14 protein-coding genes and 3 pseudogenes are annotated in these 19,035 nt (G+C 62.7%); 6 read left to right on the plus strand and 11 right to left on the minus strand.

Annotated elements, in window-relative coordinates; translation table 11 throughout:
* Positions 1-186: 186 nt before the first annotated feature.
* Positions 187-1,851, plus strand: a complete 1,665-nt coding sequence (locus ACQPZ2_RS29435; RefSeq protein WP_433521436.1) for a FadR/GntR family transcriptional regulator — start codon at positions 187-189, stop codon at positions 1,849-1,851.
* Between the two features lie 101 nt (positions 1,852-1,952).
* Here ACQPZ2_RS29435 and ACQPZ2_RS29440 read toward each other — a convergent pair whose 3' ends face one another.
* The 4 genes from ACQPZ2_RS29440 to ACQPZ2_RS29455 all read right to left on the minus strand — a co-directional run bounded on the left by ACQPZ2_RS29440 (position 1,953) and on the right by ACQPZ2_RS29455 (position 6,704).
* The gene (locus ACQPZ2_RS29440) at positions 1,953-3,653 is read right to left on the minus strand and encodes an FAD-dependent oxidoreductase (protein ID WP_433521437.1); all 1,701 of its coding nucleotides are present in this window, start codon (positions 3,651-3,653) and stop codon (positions 1,953-1,955) included.
* A gap of 637 nt (positions 3,654-4,290) precedes the next feature.
* Positions 4,291-5,016, minus strand: a complete 726-nt coding sequence (locus ACQPZ2_RS29445; protein WP_433527553.1) for an SDR family oxidoreductase — start codon at positions 5,014-5,016, stop codon at positions 4,291-4,293.
* 63 nt (positions 5,017-5,079) lie between these two features.
* Positions 5,080-6,243, minus strand: a complete 1,164-nt coding sequence (locus tag ACQPZ2_RS29450; protein ID WP_433521438.1) for an acetyl-CoA acetyltransferase — start codon at positions 6,241-6,243, stop codon at positions 5,080-5,082.
* A 5-nt stretch (positions 6,244-6,248) separates the two neighbouring features.
* Positions 6,249-6,704: a Zn-ribbon domain-containing OB-fold protein gene (locus ACQPZ2_RS29455; protein ID WP_433521439.1), complete on the minus strand. Its 456-nt coding sequence runs from the start codon at positions 6,702-6,704 to the stop codon at positions 6,249-6,251.
* A gap of 96 nt (positions 6,705-6,800) precedes the next feature.
* On the opposite strand from ACQPZ2_RS29455, the gene ACQPZ2_RS29460 reads away from it, so the two are divergent.
* Positions 6,801-7,259, plus strand: coding sequence for a MaoC family dehydratase (locus ACQPZ2_RS29460; RefSeq protein WP_433521440.1), 459 nt, complete (start codon positions 6,801-6,803; stop codon positions 7,257-7,259).
* 172 nt (positions 7,260-7,431) lie between these two features.
* Positions 7,432-7,978, plus strand: a pseudogene (locus ACQPZ2_RS29465) (IS5 family transposase); the annotation flags it as partial.
* Here the strand turns inward: ACQPZ2_RS29465 and ACQPZ2_RS29470 are convergent.
* From ACQPZ2_RS29470 to ACQPZ2_RS29480, 3 genes and pseudogenes are all read right to left on the minus strand, one after another.
* Positions 7,979-8,304 (minus strand): annotated as a pseudogene (locus ACQPZ2_RS29470) (transposase); the annotation flags it as partial. It lies immediately after the preceding pseudogene.
* 137 nt (positions 8,305-8,441) lie between these two features.
* Positions 8,442-9,602 (minus strand): PucR family transcriptional regulator, encoded by a 1,161-nt coding sequence (locus tag ACQPZ2_RS29475; protein ID WP_433521441.1) that lies wholly within the window; start codon positions 9,600-9,602, stop codon positions 8,442-8,444.
* A gap of 1,161 nt (positions 9,603-10,763) precedes the next feature.
* Positions 10,764-11,501 (minus strand): annotated as a pseudogene (locus ACQPZ2_RS29480) (transposase); the annotation flags it as partial.
* Between the two features lie 109 nt (positions 11,502-11,610).
* Between ACQPZ2_RS29480 and ACQPZ2_RS29485 the strand changes: the two are divergent.
* From ACQPZ2_RS29485 to ACQPZ2_RS29495, 3 genes are all read left to right on the plus strand, one after another.
* On the plus strand, positions 11,611-11,928 hold the full coding sequence (locus ACQPZ2_RS29485; RefSeq protein WP_433521442.1) for a tetratricopeptide repeat protein: 318 nt from the start codon (positions 11,611-11,613) through the stop codon (positions 11,926-11,928).
* Between the two features lie 90 nt (positions 11,929-12,018).
* Positions 12,019-12,357, plus strand: coding sequence for a response regulator transcription factor (locus ACQPZ2_RS29490; RefSeq protein ID WP_433521443.1), 339 nt, complete (start codon positions 12,019-12,021; stop codon positions 12,355-12,357).
* A 52-nt stretch (positions 12,358-12,409) separates the two neighbouring features.
* Entirely contained in the window at positions 12,410-13,378 is a 969-nt protein-coding gene (locus ACQPZ2_RS29495) for an IS481 family transposase (protein WP_433521444.1), read from the plus strand.
* Between the two features lie 146 nt (positions 13,379-13,524).
* Here ACQPZ2_RS29495 and ACQPZ2_RS29500 read toward each other — a convergent pair whose 3' ends face one another.
* From ACQPZ2_RS29500 to ACQPZ2_RS29515, 4 genes are all read right to left on the minus strand, one after another.
* Positions 13,525-14,592 (minus strand): LLM class flavin-dependent oxidoreductase, encoded by a 1,068-nt coding sequence (locus tag ACQPZ2_RS29500; protein WP_433521445.1) that lies wholly within the window; start codon positions 14,590-14,592, stop codon positions 13,525-13,527.
* Positions 14,593-14,677: 85 nt separating this feature from the next.
* The gene (locus ACQPZ2_RS29505; RefSeq protein WP_433521446.1) at positions 14,678-15,997 is read right to left on the minus strand and encodes a condensation domain-containing protein; all 1,320 of its coding nucleotides are present in this window, start codon (positions 15,995-15,997) and stop codon (positions 14,678-14,680) included.
* Positions 15,998-16,032: 35 nt separating this feature from the next.
* Entirely contained in the window at positions 16,033-17,868 is a 1,836-nt protein-coding gene (locus tag ACQPZ2_RS29510) for a non-ribosomal peptide synthetase (protein ID WP_433521447.1), read from the minus strand.
* Entirely contained in the window at positions 17,865-19,022 is a 1,158-nt protein-coding gene (locus tag ACQPZ2_RS29515) for an aminotransferase class I/II-fold pyridoxal phosphate-dependent enzyme (RefSeq protein ID WP_433521448.1), read from the minus strand. The genes ACQPZ2_RS29510 and ACQPZ2_RS29515 overlap by 4 nt, the downstream gene beginning before the upstream one ends.
* Positions 19,023-19,035 lie beyond the last annotated feature (13 nt).

Genomic DNA, 19,035 nt, shown 5'->3' on the forward strand with positions numbered 1-19,035 from the left:
CCGTCACTTCGACTATCGAGCCCTCGAGACTCGCCCCTCCAAACCCCGACGCCACGCAACGCCGGGCATGCCCCTGGCGTGTTAACCTTAAGTAAAAGAGTTTTAGGTCATTGTGTGCACAGCAAGAATGGGCGGGGGTAAAGGTGATGAGGCCCCTGCGACAAAGATGGTTGAGGCCCCGGTCATATGAGCGTTGATGTCGAATCTGACGGAAGGCGTGCCAACGGATCCGCCGCCGCGTCCGCCGAGGAAACCCTCACGGTGGGCTCATCGAACGGTACGACCGCCCTCAGCGCAGTAGTCTTCAGTCCCATCGCAAGTGTTGGCCTCACTCCGCAAGCTGTTCACCGGTTATCGGAGGCAATACGGGCAGGCCTGCTCGCCGAAGGTGAGCGTCTACCACCCGAAGCCGAGCTGTCCGAGCAATTCGGGATCTCGGCAATGACCCTTCGAGAGGCATTGGCAGAGCTCCGCGAACTAGGCTACTTGGAGACTCGGCGCGGCCGAAACGGCGGTACATTCGTAAAGCACCCACCTGAGCCATCCGAGCTGGACAGGAAAGAACTCTCGGGTGCTTTCGAGGCCAAGTACTTCCTCGATCTCGCCGACTACCGTAGGGCAGTCACCTCCTACGCGTCCGGGCTGGCAGCGGAACGCGCGACACCCCAGGACGTCGACAGAATTTCGCGCAGCGTCGATGCCTGTGAGCAGGCCATTAGCCGTCGGGAGTACCTGCGGCAAGCTTCGCTGTTGCACATCACCATTGCCGCGGCGACCAGATCCGACCGGATTCTGCGAGAGCAGACCGCGGTGGAAATGGAGGCGAACGGGGCTCTCCTGGCGACAGCGGCTGTCCAGCACCGGCGTGATGTCGAAGTCCTGTTCGACGACCATACTGCTCTGCTCACAGCGATCCGTGAGCAGAATCGCCGCCGTGCACGATTGATCGCAAGCAGTCACATCGATCGGACGAGCAAGATCTTCAGCGATCCCGGAGCTGCTGCGAAGAGGACTGGTTCCGACTCCGACGACGGTTGGGCAATGCTGGCCGCCGCTCCCGCGACGGAAGGCAGCGGACTGATCGCGTCGGATGGCGACGACGTCGACATCGCAGGCTGGCCCGTGATCCGTGAGGTCATCTTCGCACCGATCGGTGGAGAAGGGCTCGCACATCAGACCGTCCGGCGTCTGGCAGACGGGATCAAGATCGGATTGCTGAAGCCCGGAGAGCGGCTTCCCCGCGAGTCCCAGCTATCCGAGATGCTCGGCATCTCGCCACTGACCCTTCGTGAAGCTCTCGCAACCCTCCGTCAGTCAGGGCTCCTCGAGACCCGGCGCGGAAGGGGCGGTGGAACGTTCGTCAAGCAAACCCGCGCCTGGCCCTCCGTCGGGGAAGCACGGAAGCGATTGAAGTCGCTGACACCGAGGTTCCTCATCGACTACACCGACTTCCGCAATGCGATCGCCGGTGAGGCGACCGCATTGGCCGCCGAACGCGCATCCACCGAGGAGCTTCTTCAGATCGAGAAACTGGCGGCGACTATGAGCGAATCGCAGGCGTTGCCGTCCTATCGCCAGTTGGACGCCGCATTCCATGTCCAGATCGCGACCGCGTCCCGATCGAGCAGGCTCGCGGCCTCGGAGGCGAAGCTGCAGATCGAGTTCGGGGAAATAGTCCACGCGCTCTCGCTGCTCTTCCCGAAGGACAGACGTCCGCTGCTCGCGGCCTCGAACAATGAACACCAGATGATCACGGACGCTATTCGCCGGCGCGATCCCGAGGGGGCCCGGGCCGCAGCGGTTGCCCACGGGTCACGCACCTGTGAACTGCTCATCTCGTTCTACACATAACCACACCGCCACCGACCACGCCCGGTCAGCGCATCCACAAGTGGCGTCACTGGATCCCGTTCCATTGAGATGAGATCGGTTCATGCCGGACTTTGTGCGTGCTATCCGTCGGTCTTCGCGCGGTTGACCACTCGAAGCATCTCGTCAATTGTCACAAGTTTGATCCTCGGACGCCCGAGGGCCTTGGCCGAGGCACGCTCATGACGATCGATCGCCTCCCAGCCGGCATAGTCGATCGCTTCCGGCTGACGCCCCGAGATGAGCGCGCGGAGGTCATCAGCGCCGCCGGCCGGCGCGGCCAAACGGCCCTGCACGTAATCCTCGAGCAATGCCTGAACGGTTTCCTCTGCGCACTTCTTGTTTGTGCCGACGACGCCGGACGGGCCACGCTTGATCCAACCCGATGTATACACGCCGACGAGCGGCTCCCCGCTGGGCTGCATTACTCGCCCTCGATCGTTGGGCAGGGTGCCGCGGGCTTCGTCGAACGGTATGCCTGGCAGCGGCTCTCCCCGGAATCCGATCGACCGCAGCACCAACCCGCAGTCGATGGATTCGGCCGTACCGGTCGCGCGTGCCACCAGCGTCCCGTCATCGGCCGCTACTACCTCATTGCGTGCGAGGCGAATTCCATGCACCCGTTCGTCACCCAGGATCTCGACCGGCGATGTCGAAAACCGCAGTACGACGCGCCTATCCGCACCGGTCGACGGCCTGGTTGCGAGCTCCCGCACAACGTCGACCTTGAGCCCGGTCATCGCATGTGGATTCGCTCGCAGCACCGCATCGGTACGGGGATCCGGCTCAACCTCCTCCGCTTCCACGAGGACGTCAAAACCCGAAGCATCGATGAGTCCGAGCAGTTCAGGTGTGGTGAACGCCGCCTGCGCAGGTCCGCGCCTGCCCAGGACGACCACCTCTTCGATCTTGCTGGCGGCGAGCGCTTCCAACGCATGGTCCGCAATGTCGGTCCGGGCCAGATCGTCGACATTGCTGACAAGGATGCGGGCAACGTCGAGCGCGACATTGCCGTTTCCGACGATCACCGCGCGCTTCACGTCCAGATCGAAGGTTCGATCGGCGAAGTCTGGGTGGCCGTTGTACCAGGCGACGAAGTCGGTCGCGGAATGACTTCCGGGCAGATCTTCACCGGGTACTCCGAGCTTTCTGTCGCTCAACGCGCCTACCGCATAGATCACCGCGTGGTGGTGGGTGAGCAGTTCCTCGTGGGTGATGTGCTTTCCCACCTCGACATTCAGATGGATATCCAGTCCACGGCGCGTCGCCGTGCGCGCGAACAACTGCGTCACCGCCTTCGTACCCTGATGATCGGGGGCGATCCCGAAGCGCGCCAGCCCCCACGGAACAGGTAGCCGCTCGAACATATGGACTTCGGCGTCCACATCCTTGCGCAGCAGAAGCGCTTCCGCCGCATAGAACGCCGATGGGCCGGATCCGACTATCGCCACCCGAAGCGGGCCGGGGCGAGGCGGCACTTCGAGCAGCGTATTCGTCGATTGGCCGAACCTGGAGGTTCCCTGATTCGCGGGGTCGGCGTAGTACCGAGCGTTGATCTCCAGATAGCGTTCAGTCTTTTCGGTGACCTCGTAGTCGGCGACGACGGCGTCCACCGGGCATGCTGCAACGCAAGACCCACAATCGATGCAGCTGTCGGGATCGATGTAAAGCATCTCGGCTGATGCGTAGCCCGGTTCATCGGGAGTCGGATGGATGCAGTTGACCGGGCATACGGCAACACAAGAAGCGTCATTGCAGCACGGCTGAGTGATCACGTAGGCCATTCAGCGCCTCCTCGCACAGTCGGATCGACAACCGTCGAGTCCGGGAACAACAGGTGGTGGCATCGGCAGAGGCAGACCTCCTCACCGGTCCGGCCTTGCGCGTGCACAGCATCCTGAACGTACCATTGGTTATAAATCTAATGTAATAGTTTATATCACTTATTTGCGACGCTGAAAACCATGCTGAACAGCATCGTTATCTGCGCACACGGTTGCGGGAATCTTGCTGACGGCCCATTCCGCGAACCCGCCCCAACCCCATCGCCACCGCCCGGTGGCGATCGAGCAGCGGATGCTCGGATCATGGAAGGTGCCGAGTCGGCAGGCCGCATCTGCCGTGGCCTGCACGGCCGCGCCGAGGTGCTCGCGCATAGGTTTGGAATGCACCGATAGCCGACCGAATTGCTCGCTCGCGCCAGTGAAAGCTCGCGAATCTCAGCAATTCGAGCCTTCGGGCGATCTCAGACCAGATGAGCGTCCAGCCGCATGACCGAGCGAGCACTTCCTCTGCAATCACCCTCTACGCCCGTATGGGGCTGTCACGGCCGCCTGTAGACAACGGTCGCCGAAATTCCTCGGGAAGCGTGGTTCCTGCCTGACCGGCATGCAGTCGGGTCGGCCCCCGATCGGGATCGACTCATCGCACCATCACTCGGCCACCACCGGGCGCAAAGGTCTGGCCGGTCAGGAAGTTCGCCTCGCTCGATGCAAGGAAGGCATAGACGGAGGCGATCTCCTCCGGCTCCGCCCAACGTTTGAGGAGGAATTCGTCGAGATATTTGTCCTTGAAACGCGGATCGGTCCGAATCGTTTCGGTCATCGCCGTCGCCGCCGATGGCGCCACGGCATTCACCACGATGTCATACGGCGCGAGTTCACGTGCCGCAGCGCGCGTCATTCCCAGCAAACCGGCCTTCGCCGCCGCGTAGTTGATTTGACCGACGGTACCGACGATGCCCGCATCCGAGGTCGTGAAGATGATGTTCCCGTGACGGTTCTCCCGCATCTGCGCCGAGACCGCCTGGAGCCAATAGAAACTCCCCGTGAGATGGACACGCAAAACCGTATCCCACTGCTCGTCGGTCATCTTCCACAACAACGCTGGCCGCGTAACGCCAGCGTTGCTCACGAGGATGCTGATCGGGCCCAATTCCGCACCCGCGCGTCGAGCCGCCGCGAAAACCTCTTCACGGTTTCCTACGTCGCACGCCACCGCGATGGCCGTACCACCCGCATCGTCGATCTCGCGAGCCACCGATTCGGACGTAGCGGCATTGAGGTCGACGACGGCGACTTTTGCTCCCTCAGCGGCGTAGCGCAGAGCAACGGCACGGCCGATACCCTGGCCAGCGCCGGTTACCACCGCCGTGCGTCCTTCGAGACGTCGTGTTGTCAATTCGAACTCCTTTGCTTCTCGCTTCCGCCCTCAGAGGGTCGATTCATCTCCGAGCACCGCACTGACCTGGGACGAAAGAGTGCCGCCATTCCCGTGCACCAGTGCGGTGCGGCAGTTGGGCACCTGACGTTCACCGCACTCGCCGCGAATCTGCCGGACAGCTTCGACGATCAGGAAGACGCCGTACATACCCGGATGGCAGTAGGACAGTCCACCGCCATTGGTGTTGACGGGCAGCCGGCCGCCGGGTGCGATTCCACCGCCTTCGATAAAGCGTCCGCCTTCGCCCTTCTCGCAGAACCCCAGATCCTCGAGGAACACCAGGGTGTTGATCGTGAAGGCGTCATATACTTCGACGACATCTATCTCGCTGGGCCTGATGCCGGCGACTTCGTATGCCCGCGAGCCGGATTCGATCGCGGCGGTCCTGGTGAGATCGGGCATTTGGAAGATATCCTTATGCCAATGCGCTTCACCCGAACCCAGCAGATACACCGGAGGTTTGCGAAGCGACTTCGCCCGCGCAGCAGACGTCACGATGACCGCGCCGCCACCGTCCGTGACCAGACAGCAGTCTCTGATCGTGAGCGGACTCGAGACCATCCGAGAGCCGAGTACGTCCTCGATCGTCAGCTCGTCCCGGGCGAAAGCGACCGGGTTGAGCCTCGCCCATTCGCGCGCAGCCACCGCCACTTCCGCAAGCTGTTCACGGGTCGTGCCGAACTCGTGCATATGGCGGGCCGCGGCCAATGCATACGCGGTGGCGGGCAGCCGCGGGCGAAACGCCGCCTCGTACGACTTTTCCAGCGCCGCACCCGAAGTGATCAAACCGCCGTGAGAGCGCTGGATGCTGCCGTAAGTGATCAGCGCTACCTCGCACATACCGGCCGCGATGGCAGCGGTCGCATGCCGCAGGTAGGCGACGAAGGAGCTGCCTCCCACAGCGGTTGAGTCCGAGTACCGGGGCCTGATCCCGAGGTATTCAGCGGTGGCCACAACGGGCATCTGCACGAACGCAGAGTGGCAGAACAGACCATCGATATCGCTCAGGGCGAGACCCGCGTCCGCCAATGCCCGGGTCGTCGCCTGACCAACGAGATCGAGCGACGAAACCCCCGGCCCGACCTCACCCAGGTCCGATTCGGCGACGCCGACCACGGCGGTCGAACCACGTAGAACCGCCTCTTCCCGCATGCTTATCACCGCCGCTCCTGCCTGAACATCGGAACCATCTCGTCGCCGGCCTCGGCGATCACGACACGAACGCGATCTCCGATCTCGACGCCACTCGGGCTGACTCCAACCACATTGCTCATCAGGCGCGGGCCCTCATCAAGATCGATGAGGGCCACGCAGTAGGACTCCCCCTCTCGCGGGACCAGAACCGACGCCGAGTAGACGGTGCCCAAGCCGCTCAACTGCCGCCAGCTCAGCGCAGTGGCGCCGCAGTATGGGCAGAGGACCCGAGGCGGGTAGTGAACCCGCTCACAGTCACCGCATGCGGGCAGGGCGAACTCACCTCGGGCCAGCCGATGGCGGTACTCCGCCCCTGGAGTCGGGAAAGGATTGGGGCCTCCCCCTTCCGGCTCGGCGCCATGCAACTCTGTCACGTCGAACGTCCTTCGCGCACCCTTGTGCAAATTCACACATTGCACAATAACATCATATTTCAGATCATTGTATCCATGGGGGTCAGCACACCCGGGATACTTCCTGGTCAGACGCGATCCGTTGGAATTGAGGCAGGAGCGATGAGGGTATTCCGTTCAGCAACAGAGGTTTTGGTAGCGGTCGGCACCGAGCTGGGCCACAGCGAGTGGCTGACGATAACGCAGGATCGAGTGAATCGGTTCGCCGAGGCCACTGGTGACCGTCAATGGATCCATGTCGATGTCGAACGAGCGACCACGCAGAGCCCATTCGGCGGCCCGATTGCACACGGCTTTCTGACCTTGTCGCTGATTCCGACGCTGAGCGCCCAGATCTATCGCTTCGACGGCGTAAGGTTGGCGGTCAACTACGGCAGCGACAAGATTCGGTATCCCTCACCGGTGCCGGTCGGTTCGAAAGTGCAACTGACCTCGACACTTTCTGACGCATCCGAGCTGCCGGACGGTGCACTCCAACTATCGTTCACTCACACGGTCAGCATCGTCGGCCGTCAGAAGCCCGCCGTTGTTGCGGAAATGATCGTCCGAGTGATGTATTGATGCGGCCACCACCCTGACCCGTCGGTTCAGTTTGTGGGACACGAACGCTCAATTTCCGTACACCAACGGCGGCCTCTCACATATCCACATCACTTGGCTAAGAGCGTGTCTCACGTGGATCTTGGGCTGATCCTGTGATCATGTTGCGGTGGACGAACTGTCGCGGTGTCTGGTGCCGGATGAGTTGTGGGCGTTGGCCGAACCGCTGATCCCGCGGTTCGAGGCGCGCCCGCAAGGTGGGGGCACTGCGCCGGTAGATGATCGGGCGGCGTTCACCGCGATCGTGTTCGTGCTGACCGGCGGATGCGCTTGGCGGTATCTGCCACCGTCGTTCGGGGTCACGGTGCCCACCGCGCATCGCCGGTTCACGGCGTGGACCGAGGCCGGGCTGTGGCGGCGCCTGCACCGGGCGGTCCTCGACGAACTCTGCAGTCAAGGCATGATCGACTGGTCACGCGCGGTCTGCGATGGGGCATCGATCAGGGCGAAAAAAGGGGATCCATGACTGGCCCGAACCCCGTCGACCGGGGCAAAGCCGGCTCGAAGATCCACGTGATGTCCGACCGTGCCGGCCTGCCGCTGTCGGTGGCGATATCGGCCGCCAACACCAACGACGCCGACGCGCTCAAACCCCTCGTCAAAGCCGTCCCCGCGATCAAGTCCCGAGCGGACCGCGACGGCGCAAACCCGCCAAACTGCACGCCGACAAGGCATACGACGTACTGCCGGGCCACGCACGGCGAAGCGTCGCCTTCCTTGGCCTGCCCGGTGTCGTCAACGCCCCGAGCCTGGGCACCGGCTATCTCACATGCTTTGCGGGACAAGATCTTCCGCACCCGCAGCACGTCCGCGAGGTGCTGACGAACTGCTGCAGCCGCTGGTGACCGGTCCGCAACCACTGAGCCATCGGTTGCATCGACTTACGCTGACCGTCCAGCCTCAGCCCGCGCACATACATCCCTGCCGTCGCCACACGATCCTTCCGTGCGAGCGAGGAAAACGCCTCGTCCAGAAACGACGCAGCGACTGGTCCAAAACGCGCCATCCAGCCGGCATGGTCTCGAGATCAGCGGTGAAACTCAGGTCGGCACGCCGACCTGACAAATTATTCTACTATAGAACGATTTCCGAGCGAGCCTTCAGGCTATCCACTCGACTACGGATCGCAGTTCGCGTTCTCTATTAATCTGCCGACCAGGCGATGGAAGCGCAGCGAAGCAGAGGCACGGTCGATGGGTCGGTGGGATCAAGTTCGGCAAGAGTACGAATTTTACCGATTCGGTAGTCCAATGTGCGCGGATGAATATTCAGCGTTCCAGCCGTCCTCGCCCGGTGCCCATTGTGCGCAATCCATGCAGACAATGTATCAGCTAGGCTCGCGTCAGAGACGACAGCTTGCAACATCCTCCTCGCTTTCACAAGGATAGTCGGATCAGCGCTCAAGACAATCCTTTCGAGCATGAGCCTCCGAGAATCATAGCAACCCCCAGGATATTTCATCCTTCGAATTACCTCAATACATTCCACGCCATCCTCCAAAGCTTCTGGAATCCGATTGATGGAGGCTTCATAAACGACTACAGATACAATCTGTATACCCATTGACTCGCAAATACGGCGATGCAACCGTCTTGCCATACCATTGTTATCGATATCCGTCAGAATCAACACGATCCCATCCTCAATAAACGTCCAATGAATATCCGGCCGCTCCAATCCCTCGCCAACTCTACGCCACAGCCGTCTAATATGGAGGCCTTTTTCGGAACGAATCGAAGAAAGCACTACTACGGTACAGGAAACGAAATTCGGTAGGTTGAGCTCAGCCAGTAAGAAATCAGCAGGGTAACCTTGAACAAGAGCTCGGCCCACTACTTCATTCGCAGATGAAATCCTCCCCTTCTCTAGCAGAGTATCCCGATAATTAGAAATGAGAGAGTACTCTAGAACCTGAACAGCATTCCGTGAGTATGAAACAAAGTCAATAACGTCGCCGACCATTTCTGCCGAACTCCGACCTAGCATGTAGGCCATAGCGGATCTCACTATCAAACCGGCGATCTTCAGTATGTCGCAGTCGGAGAATCCGGCGTCGGCGTATATTCTCGCGACTTCGCTCACGGGCCGCAGATCCATATCTTCGACTTTCCTGTCGCACTGAAATTTCGCAATAGCGTCAAGGATCAGAATATGAAGGTTCTGCCGACAGGTCGAACGCGCCGCCGGCGACAACTCGGCATGCTTCCCTATCTCATCATCCGCCGCAGCCAATGACTTCTCGACTGCCGCCTCGCTATGGCTGGTCAGAAAATCTACAACTCGTTCGCGTACAAGGTTGTTCATTCTTCATTCCAATGTCGGGCAGAATCTCCTGGCTCATCGACCTCGGCAAATTCAATAGTCATCAGAAGACCAGCTCGAATTGCTGCAGCCGAGCGCGACATAGAGAAATCTGGAACTAGAATAGGTATGGCGAACGCCCCCTGCCATCAGCGGCGTTTTAACAAAAATTGGAGCGCATATTATCTATTTCCCATGAAAATTGCAGGCAACCCAGAGCGCATGCCTACTACGCCGAAGGATTACAATCCTTTCCGTGTAATCACAGACTTGGGCTTTTCGCGGCGAATCAACCGTCAGCGCACCAGCCCACATCAGCTTGGCGGTGCCGCCAATACTGGTATTCAGACAGGTCGGTCAGAATCATTCCGGGGGCCGACGACAATGACTCCTTGCTTGGCAGCCGCCTTGGTCACGGTATCCAAGTCGCGTGTAATGTGCTCCTCCTCCGTCGGAAGCCGAGCCCTTCTGCAGGCTTTCCAACATCGTGTACAGAATCATCTAACGGACCGGTGATCCAAACCAGAATCCGACTCGCCCGGCCATCCGGCGATGGCACCTGGAACGTATGAGGTCCACCTCGCGGAGCCGAAGCAAAATGCCGGACCAAAATTGGTCACCTCACGGCCTACATGCAAGAGCATTCCACTCTTGAAGACGTAAAAACCCTCATCCTGATTCAGGGTGGACATGTCGTAGCGGCATACTTCCGTCTGGCGACACGCTCTCACCGAACGTTAGCTGCGCACTGGTTTCCGCGACGGACACATGCGTCACTTCAAGTGCATCGAAGAACCACCACGCGCGGCCGTCCCCGAGAGACGCCGCCGCACTCGCATCCGATGTCGACTGCACCGCTACCTCCTACTTGTTCATCGGAGTCTTCCTCAACGCCAACAATACATTTAAAAGTAAATCATAATGTATGAAACGCTGTCGGTCGACTGGATTGACTACGTCTTTTCACATGGAACCGATCGCACCGTGCACTTGGTGAGTACGACGACTACCTCCAGGGTCGCCCCCGCCATGCTCATGGCGACCGCCGCAGCTGCCGTCCCCGCCAGAGCCTTCCCCACCTCCGGTGCTCCGTGAACAGACTGTCAGCGAGCAAGTCGTCGACCTCTGCGGTCTCCTGGGCCTCGGAGACTATCTCTAGCTGCAACAGGCACCAACCACCGCCCGGCTGCCGTAAGCCGAGTCTCCGCGAACCAGGATCTCACCGCTGGCTCGGGCCGCGCGGGCGGTGGCGACGGCTTGGGCGACCATCCGCGCCGCACCCTTGGCCGAGCCCGCTCTCCCGGCACACAGCCTCATCCCGGCGATCACCGGCGCGGCCAGGTCGGTGCTGATAGTGGTTGCCAGCGGCGAAAGCCCTTTGCGCAGAACCTGTTTACCCGCAATCTTGGTGAACCCGTAGGACGCGCCCTGCTTGGCATACCCATACACCGGCCGCAACAGCGAGTCGATATCCACGAACGCCAGCACGCCAGCACCGGGCAACAGCCCGACCCGTTCAGACAACCGCGACAGATGCGCACCCAACACCGATTCCAGCTGCCGGGCATGCCCGAAACTGAACTCCCGCAACAGAGTTCCGATCGTCGACGGCGCATACACCTGGTCGAACACCACGCTCATGCCACCGCTGCGCAGCACATCGACATCGTCGATACTGTCCGCGCCCGCGCACATCTCCGCGATCAGTGTCGCCAGCTTCGGGCCCGGATTCGCCGCCCCGGACTTGATCCGCGGCGAGGCGATCGACACCTTCTCCGCCAGCAGCTCACCCAACCCGGTCTGCTCGGCAAGGCGCATCACCGGCACCAGCCCGGCCAGCGACACCAGATTCTGATCATCGAACACCGCTGCCCCCGCGGCGAACCTATGCGAAACTTGCACCCGAAGTGTCTTTCTGAACCGGACCGATCATTGCCTAGACAACAGTGATCATCCCAGTTCGAAGGGCACTTTTCTCATTCAACGAACACCAACGGACACAAGCCCGTCGGTGGACCGAGGCTTAGGGCTCACGTATGAGCTGCGCCATGACAGTGAGAGGGCGATCGAATACTATGAGCGCGCGCTCGCGATCACCGAGGAACACGGAGAGTTGTTATATCGGTCGTACGTGCTGTGCTGGCTAGCTACTGCATTGTGGCGGCACCGCGACCCCGCACGGGCGAATCGGTTACTTGCACAGGCTTTGAGGGTCAGCAGGACAGCAAAAAGACCGCATGAACACGAGTATGTGCCTACAAACACTGGCGTGGATTGCCGCGGAAGCAGAAAATGCCGAGCGTGCGGTCGTGTTTACAGCCGCTGGTGAGCAGATCGGCCGGTCTGTCGGGACCGCGCCCGCAATGTTTCAGACCTGCAGGTCCACCAAGAAGCGTGCGAGCGCCGAGCCCAGCGGGCAATGAGCAAGCAGACCTATGCCGCCGCCCAGCGGGAAGGCGCCGCGCTCGGTTTCGACGCCGCAATCGCTTACGCGCTTGGGGAACACTTCTCACCTGCGCCGATAGAAGCTGGCGGCGGCAAACTGACGAAACGTGAGCGGCAAGTCGCCGAGTTGGTGGCCGAAGGGCTGACGAACAGGGAGATCGCCGCTCGCCTGGTGATCTCGCCGCGCACCGCAGAGAGACACGTCGAGCACTTGCTGACCAAGTTGGGGTTCACCTCGCGGGCACAGATTGCCGCCTGGATCGCGGCATCGCAAAGCGACCTTCAGAAGAACGGGCGAATGCTGTCAATATAAAACTGACGGAGATGCTTGACACTCGGATCCCTTGAGCCCTAGGGAGATTCGGGTGAGTGAGCCTGTAATGGACTGCGAGGTGCGTCGGCGCCTGGCGGTCCTTCGTCATGTCGAGGAAGTCACTGGCAATGTCGCGATGACCTGCCGGTACTTCGGTACCAGTCGGCAGATCTACTACACGTGGCTGCGCCGCTACGAAACCGAAGGCGTCGACGGGCTGCGAGACCGGTCCCGGCGGCCGCGGACCAGCCCGAACACCACGCGCGCGGCAGTGATCGAGAAGATCATCCATCTGCGCCAGAACTACCACTTCGGGCCGGAGAAGATCCGCATGTATCTGCAGCGCTACCGCGACATCCAGATCAGCAAGTCCGGGGTGTGGCGCATCCTCAAACGCCTCGACATGGGGCGGCTGCCCGCTTCACAGCGCTACAAGCGCCACGATCGCCGCTGGAAACGCTGCGAAAAGCAGCGTCCGGGCCATCACGTGCAGATCAACGTCAAGTTCGTCGAACCCCTGCCCGGCAAGGCCGGGACCACCGGATCGGCGGCGAAACCTGTCGGGCGGCGCGGGAAGTTCTACCAGTTCACCGCGATCGATGACTGCACCCGGCTGCGGATCCTGAAGATCTATCCGCGCAACAACCAGAAGACCGCGATCCAGTTCCTCGACTACGTGCTCTCACAGCTGCCGTTCGCGGTCGAGACCATCCAGACCGACAACGGCGCGGAGTTCCAGTCCGGTTTCCACTGGCACGTGCTGGACAAGGGCATCAAGCACGTCTACATCAAGCCCCGCACCCCGCGGTTGAACGGGAAGGTGGAGCGCTCCCACCGCATCGATGCCGAGGAGTTCTACCGGCTGCTCGATGGTGTCGTCGTCGACGACGTGAACGTCTTCAACGCGAAACTCAAAGAGTGGCAAGACTATTACAACTACCACCGACCTCACGGCGGGCTCGACGGTCAGACCCCGTATGAGAGACTTCAGCAGAAGACACAAACCGGGAGCCGGGTGTAGTCGATCTTCATCAGTCGCACAGTCGACAAATGCCATCCACTTCCTGATTACGACCGCCGACCACGATCAACCCGGGCTGGTGCCCCGACCTGATGCGGCTTCGGAGTTTGCTTTCCTTTCTCGGACTCGAGGCGGACCGGAGTTGCTCACTCGCGCAGCCCGCGGGCAGCTGGCAGCACCTCCTTTCCGAACAATTCGAGGCTCTGTTCGGCCTCCTCGCAGGGCATCCCGCCGTACGACGGGGTCACCGACAGACCGAATCCGCCCAAGGCCCGATCCAGCTGGATGATCCGCGCCAGCACCTCGTCGGGGTCTCCCACCAGGGAGGCCGCCAGGTAGCGATCGACCTGGGCGTCGACGCCGCCGCGCAGCGTCTCGGCGGCGGCCTCGGCGTAGCGTTCGTATCCGGCGGTCCCAGCGAAATGGTCGCCTGTCATCTCGTAATGCCGCACATGTGCCCGGAACTGCCGATCGAGGTGGTCCCGGGCGCGCTCACGGGCTAGGCGCCCGTCGGCCGCGCAGTAGAGATTGATCATGCACATGATCGGCGGCGCCTCTACCCCGTGCCGGGCCCTGAATTCGTCTCGGTAGGTGTTGAATACGTCCATGTGCTCGGTGATGGGTTTGATCACGACGCTGAGCAGCCGGGCGCCGAGATTGGCCGCGACAATCGCCGAGTCTGGCGATCCGGCAACGCAGTAGAGCCGATCGGTGAACGGGCCGCGAGGCTGCGGGCGCAGCTGGGTACGCGGTTGCGGGTAGAAGGGACCGTGTCCCTCGATGAATCCGGTCTTCAATGCGTCGGCAACCATGCGAGCCGCCTCGTCGAACCGGTCCCGGGACTCGCCCATCGGGATCCGGAACGCCTCGTACTCGGTGCGGGCGAGCCCGCGGCCCACGCCCAGCAGTGCCCTGCCGCCGGACAGGATGTCCAGCATGATCATCCGTTCGGCGACGCGAAGCGGATCGTGCCAGGGCAGAATGACCGCGCCGGTGCCGAGCCGGATCCGCTCGGTCAGGCCTGCCACGTGCGCCAGAAATAGAATGTTGTCCGGGCACATCGAGTATTCCGAGAAGTGGTGCTCCACTGCCCAGACGCTGTCGAAACCGAGCCGTTCAGCGAGTGTGGCCAGCCGGACTTCACCGGTATACACGCGATGGTCGGGCAGATCCTGGTGCAGGTTCCCGAAGCCGAGATCGATCCCGATGTGCACTGTATTCCTCCGTATCTCGCGTCAGCGATGTCGTGGTGGCCAGCGGGTGCGTGTGCGGCCAGCTGTCCCGGCGTGATCACTCCACTCACGTCTGGGCCGGGACCAGGGAGATGGTGGGCAGCTCGAGCTGCCTGCCTGTGGCATGGGAGATGACGTTGCGGATGCGGTCGACGAGAACCCCGGCATCGTGCCGGTTGAGACTGTCGAGGCGGTGGCACAGCCGCGCCGACAGTCCCGCACTGCCGTGGCGAACCTGCATATGGAGGCCGAAGATCTGGCTCTGGCGGCCGAACGAGTCGGGGAAATCGACGCGGCCGATTCTGGTGTGCTGGTCACCTCGCCACGCAGGGTCGGCGAAGTACTGGTAGAAGACCCACCTCCCACCGGCAGGATGCAGCAGCTCACGCATCAGCCATGGTGTCCGCGTGAGCAGCACATGGAACGGCAGTGCGCCATCGATCGCCCGCAGGATCTGCCGCTGGATGTCGGCGAGCGAGATGGCGAACTCCCGCGCGCCAGACGCCCGGCGGTCGATCGGCCACAGGTCCGAAAACGGGCCCAGGGTGTGAGCGAAGCGATAGGGGCTGCGTACGGTCTTCTCGCCGATCAGGACGCCGAGTCCCAGATCGGGACGGGCCGACAGCGCGGTGCACAGCGCAGCCAGTATGAGGGCGTTCGTGGTCGCCCCATGTTCACGGCAGTATTCGGTGAGCACTGTCGAGTCCCGCCGCGTGAAGCGCAGCTCGATCTCTTCCTGGATCGGGTCGGTGTGCAATACCGGTCCGCGAGCCTCGGCGCCGTGCACGGCTCCCAGTGCCGCGACCGCTGCCTCGTGATCCCGCCAGGCCTGGGCGTCGTCCGGATTCCTTATGTAGCGGGCAAGTTCGGCACGCTGCCAGCGGGCGAACTCACCGTACTGATGCGGCGCCGGTTCCCGCGAGGGTGCGTTGCCAGCGTGTTCGTAGTGCGCCGACAGTTCCTCCGCCAGCATGACCTCCGATTCCCGGTCGGAGATGAGGTGATTCACGGTGAGGACGAGCCGGACCGAACCGCCGGGCAGGGGGATCGCAACATTGCGGAACAGCGGGCCGCCCCGCAGATCGAAGGGCGCGGCCAGCTCTTGTGCCGCGATCACCGCCGGGTCGCCGGGACCGACGAGCCGATGCGGCAAGGCCTCGCCAGGTGGCGCTACGACCTGGCAGTGCCGGCCGTGGCGGACATCTATTCGGCTGCGCAGAATCTCATGCCGAAGCCACAGTGCCCGCAGCGTGTCGAGCAGATGCGCGTCCTCGTAGTCGATCACGTCCATGAGAATCTGGTGGTTCCAGGTCGCGGGACTGAACCCGTCCTCGGCGCCGAATCCGAGCATCAGCTCCTGGCTGCACGACAGCGGACGAACCTCCACGTTTTTCCTCTCCGGTTCCGATGGCGCCAAGGTGGTCAGCACCAGGGATCGGCCGTCGGTGAGCGGCGCGCCCGGGCGGCGATTCGGCGTACACTGCGGTCTGCGAACGCCTCGGCGAACTCGATATGCACGCCGTGGCGCAGCTCGAGTTCGCTGATCAGGCGCATGATGAACAGGGAATCGCCGCCCAGGTCGAGGAAATCATCCTCAACACCGACCGTGGGGGTCCTGAGCAGCTCGGCCGCCAGCGCGCAAAGCTCCCGCTCCAGCGGATCGGTCGGTGCCGTGTGATTCACCGGGGCCCTGTCATTCATCGGGGACGGTCGCGGCGGCGGCAAGGCCGTACGATCAATCTTGCCGTGGGCGGTGACAGGGAACTCGTCCACCACCACGAACATCGAGGGGACCAAGTGCGTGGGCAGCCGTGATGCGGCGAACTCGCGCAGGCCGGACTGGTTCAGTGCGCCAGGGTCGGCGCTCACATAACCGACCAGGCGGCGCTCTCCGGTTGGGTCCTGCCAGGGCACCACCAGTGCCTGACGCACCAGCGGATGTTCATCCAGGGCGGCCTCGACCTCAGCCGGCTCGACGCGGTATCCGCGCACCTTGACCTGCTGGTCGGCCCGGTCGACGAACTGTAGCCGCCCGTCTGGGAGCCGGCGGGCGAGATCGCCAGTGCGGTACAAGATCGCCCCCAGGACGCCGGAGAACGGATCCGGCACGAACCTCTCCGCAGTTGCAGCAGGCCGACACAGATAACCACGGGCGAGTGCATCCCCGCCGATCAGCAGCTCCCCCACCACACCGGGCGGAGCCAGCCGCAATTCAGGATCCACGACATACACGCGAACCCCTGGGATCGGGTCACCGAGCGAGAGCATCCCATCCGCTGGCATCCTGCCCGGTGGGACGGTCCAATACGTCGCCGTGGCGGTCGACTCGGTGGGACCGTAAACATGCACGAGTGTTGCGCCCAACCGGTCCCACAGCCGCGCGGCCTGTGCCTGCGCGCGGTCGCCGCCCACCACGACCATACGCAGCGACGGCGGCAGCACGTCTCCTGTCTCGGTCACGTGTGACACGAGCAGATGCCACTGGTGTGGTTGCAGCTCCAGCAACGTGATCGACTCGGACGTGACGAATCGCAGCAGAGCGCGTACGGACGACAACGCCATCCGGTCTGGCGGGAAAACACAGGTCACACCGTGCAGGAGTGGGGGGAAAAGTTCCTCCAGGGAACCCGAGAAGGCCGACGAGGCGAGCATGAGGAAGCGGTCCCCAGGGCCGAGGCCGAACTCCGCGTTGGCGGCGAAAACCAGGTTGGACAGCGCCCGATGGGTGATCATCACACCCTTCGGCTGCCCGGTCGACCCGGACGTGTAGATCACGCAGGCCAGGTTGTCCGGATAGATCCTAGCCGGTCGCAGGCACCCTTGCGCCGAACCGCCGTCCGGCCGGATCGCTCGCACGTCGAGACCCTGCGGCATCCGATCTTGATCGGTGATCAGCAGTTTCAGGCCGGCATCCACGGTGACGTAGGAAATACGTGCTGCTGGATACGCCGGGTCGACGGGGACGTACACCGCGCCGATCCGTATGACGGCCAGCGCCGCGACCAGCAGAGCGCCCCGACGGTCGAGGATCACCCCGACCGGATCGCCCGGTTGTACCCCGGCCGACACGAGCCGGTTGGCCAAGTGGTCGACGCGCCCGGCGAGTTCAGCCCAGGTGAGGGTGCCAGTGACGTCCTCGACCGCGATTACGTTAGGTGCGGTCGCTGCGATCCGGTCGAGCAACTGCGGCACCAGGGTCGTTCGGGATAAGCTAGTCGCCGCCGACTTGGCGAAATCCGCGTGTACTGCCCTCCTCATCGGCGTGCCCAGTCCGTGGCGCCGCAAAAACCGGTCAACCGCTTCATCGCGTCGGCAACGGTCGCGGTGTCGCGGGCCAGAGCGAGCCGCACCAGAGTCGCGCCCTCTTGCGGGCGGGCCCAGTGGAACTGTTGGCATGGCAGAACGTGGACCCCGAGTTCCTGCAATCCCAGGCGGGCGGCTTCCGCTTGTCGCGGCGTGTCGAACCTCAGCCTGCTGACGCTCACCCGTCCGGCGCCGTCAGCGAGGCGGATCCCTGGCAGACCCGCCACCGCCTGCGCTACCACCTGGCGGTTGGCCGCGATCAACGTGTGCAGTTCGTCGAGCCCCTTGTCCCGGCCTTCTGCCGACAATGCTTCGATGATCTTGAGCAGGAACGGCGAAACCGTCAGCAGGACATCGCTGAGAACATGTTCGACTGCCGGACGCAGGTCCTCGCTCACCACGAGAAAGCCGAGCTTGAGCTCGGCGACCGGCCACAGCTTGCCGGTATCCTCGATGAGGATGTACGAGACGCCGGTCCGGTGCAGGATCTCGTAATGATCGAACTGGGCACGTGTATCGAACCCGCGGAAGGACGAGTCGACACACAGCACCATGCCCGTCTCGGCGCACTCCGCGGCCAGCCGCTGAAAGCCGTCGCGGTCCAGAAACCAGCCTGTTGGGTTATTCGGAGTGGTGACGAACAGACAACGTGCGCCCATCCGCCGGGGTGCGCGGAGGTCCGCAGCTGTGCACTCCGCCTCGGATACCGGGACCAGACGGGTGGCCCGCACCAGCAGATCGTGGATGTTGTCGAAGGTCGGATGCAGCAAGGCCACGGTGTCGCCACGATCGGCCAGCACCGCCCCGACCACCATCGTGGCGACCGAGGAGGAATAGACACTGAACACGCGCCCGGCATCGACTGGGGCCGAAGGCTGGCCGAGCATTCGGAGAAACTCGACGTGCGCGGCGCGTTCCACGTCCGCGAAGGGTTCCTCGCGAGCGGCCTCGAAGATCTCCGGGAAGCGCAGCACGAGCTTGCGCTGCTCCCCGGTCAGCTCCTGCCGCGGGTGGCCGTCGGATAGGTTGATGGGCGCATCGATCGCCCGTTGCTCGAGTTCGGTCAGATTGACCATCACTGCCCTCCTAAGTACCGGCTCGAGGCGCATGTGCGTGCCGGTT

Origin of the sequence: Nocardia pseudovaccinii, assembly GCF_050942345.1 — a bacterium.
In the GTDB taxonomy this organism is placed as follows: domain Bacteria; phylum Actinomycetota; class Actinomycetes; order Mycobacteriales; family Mycobacteriaceae; genus Nocardia; species Nocardia pseudovaccinii.

What these genes read in the sequence shown, in the direction of transcription:
- ACQPZ2_RS29435 (WP_433521436.1), top strand. Translation starts at nt 187, where the DNA reads ATGAGCGTTGATGTCGAATCTGACGGAAGGCGTGCCAACGGATCCGCC.
- ACQPZ2_RS29440 (WP_433521437.1), bottom strand. Translation starts at nt 3,653, where the DNA reads ATGGCCTACGTGATCACTCAGCCGTGCTGCAATGACGCTTCTTGTGTT.
- ACQPZ2_RS29450 (WP_433521438.1), bottom strand. Translation starts at nt 6,243, where the DNA reads ATGCGGGAAGAGGCGGTTCTACGTGGTTCGACCGCCGTGGTCGGCGTC.
- ACQPZ2_RS29460 (WP_433521440.1), top strand. Translation starts at nt 6,801, where the DNA reads ATGAGGGTATTCCGTTCAGCAACAGAGGTTTTGGTAGCGGTCGGCACC.
- ACQPZ2_RS29475 (WP_433521441.1), bottom strand. Translation starts at nt 9,602, where the DNA reads ATGAACAACCTTGTACGCGAACGAGTTGTAGATTTTCTGACCAGCCAT.
- ACQPZ2_RS29490 (WP_433521443.1), top strand. Translation starts at nt 12,019, where the DNA reads ATGAGCAAGCAGACCTATGCCGCCGCCCAGCGGGAAGGCGCCGCGCTC.
- ACQPZ2_RS29510 (WP_433521447.1), bottom strand. Translation starts at nt 17,868, where the DNA reads ATGAGGAGGGCAGTACACGCGGATTTCGCCAAGTCGGCGGCGACTAGC.
- ACQPZ2_RS29515 (WP_433521448.1), bottom strand. Translation starts at nt 19,022, where the DNA reads ATGCGCCTCGAGCCGGTACTTAGGAGGGCAGTGATGGTCAATCTGACC.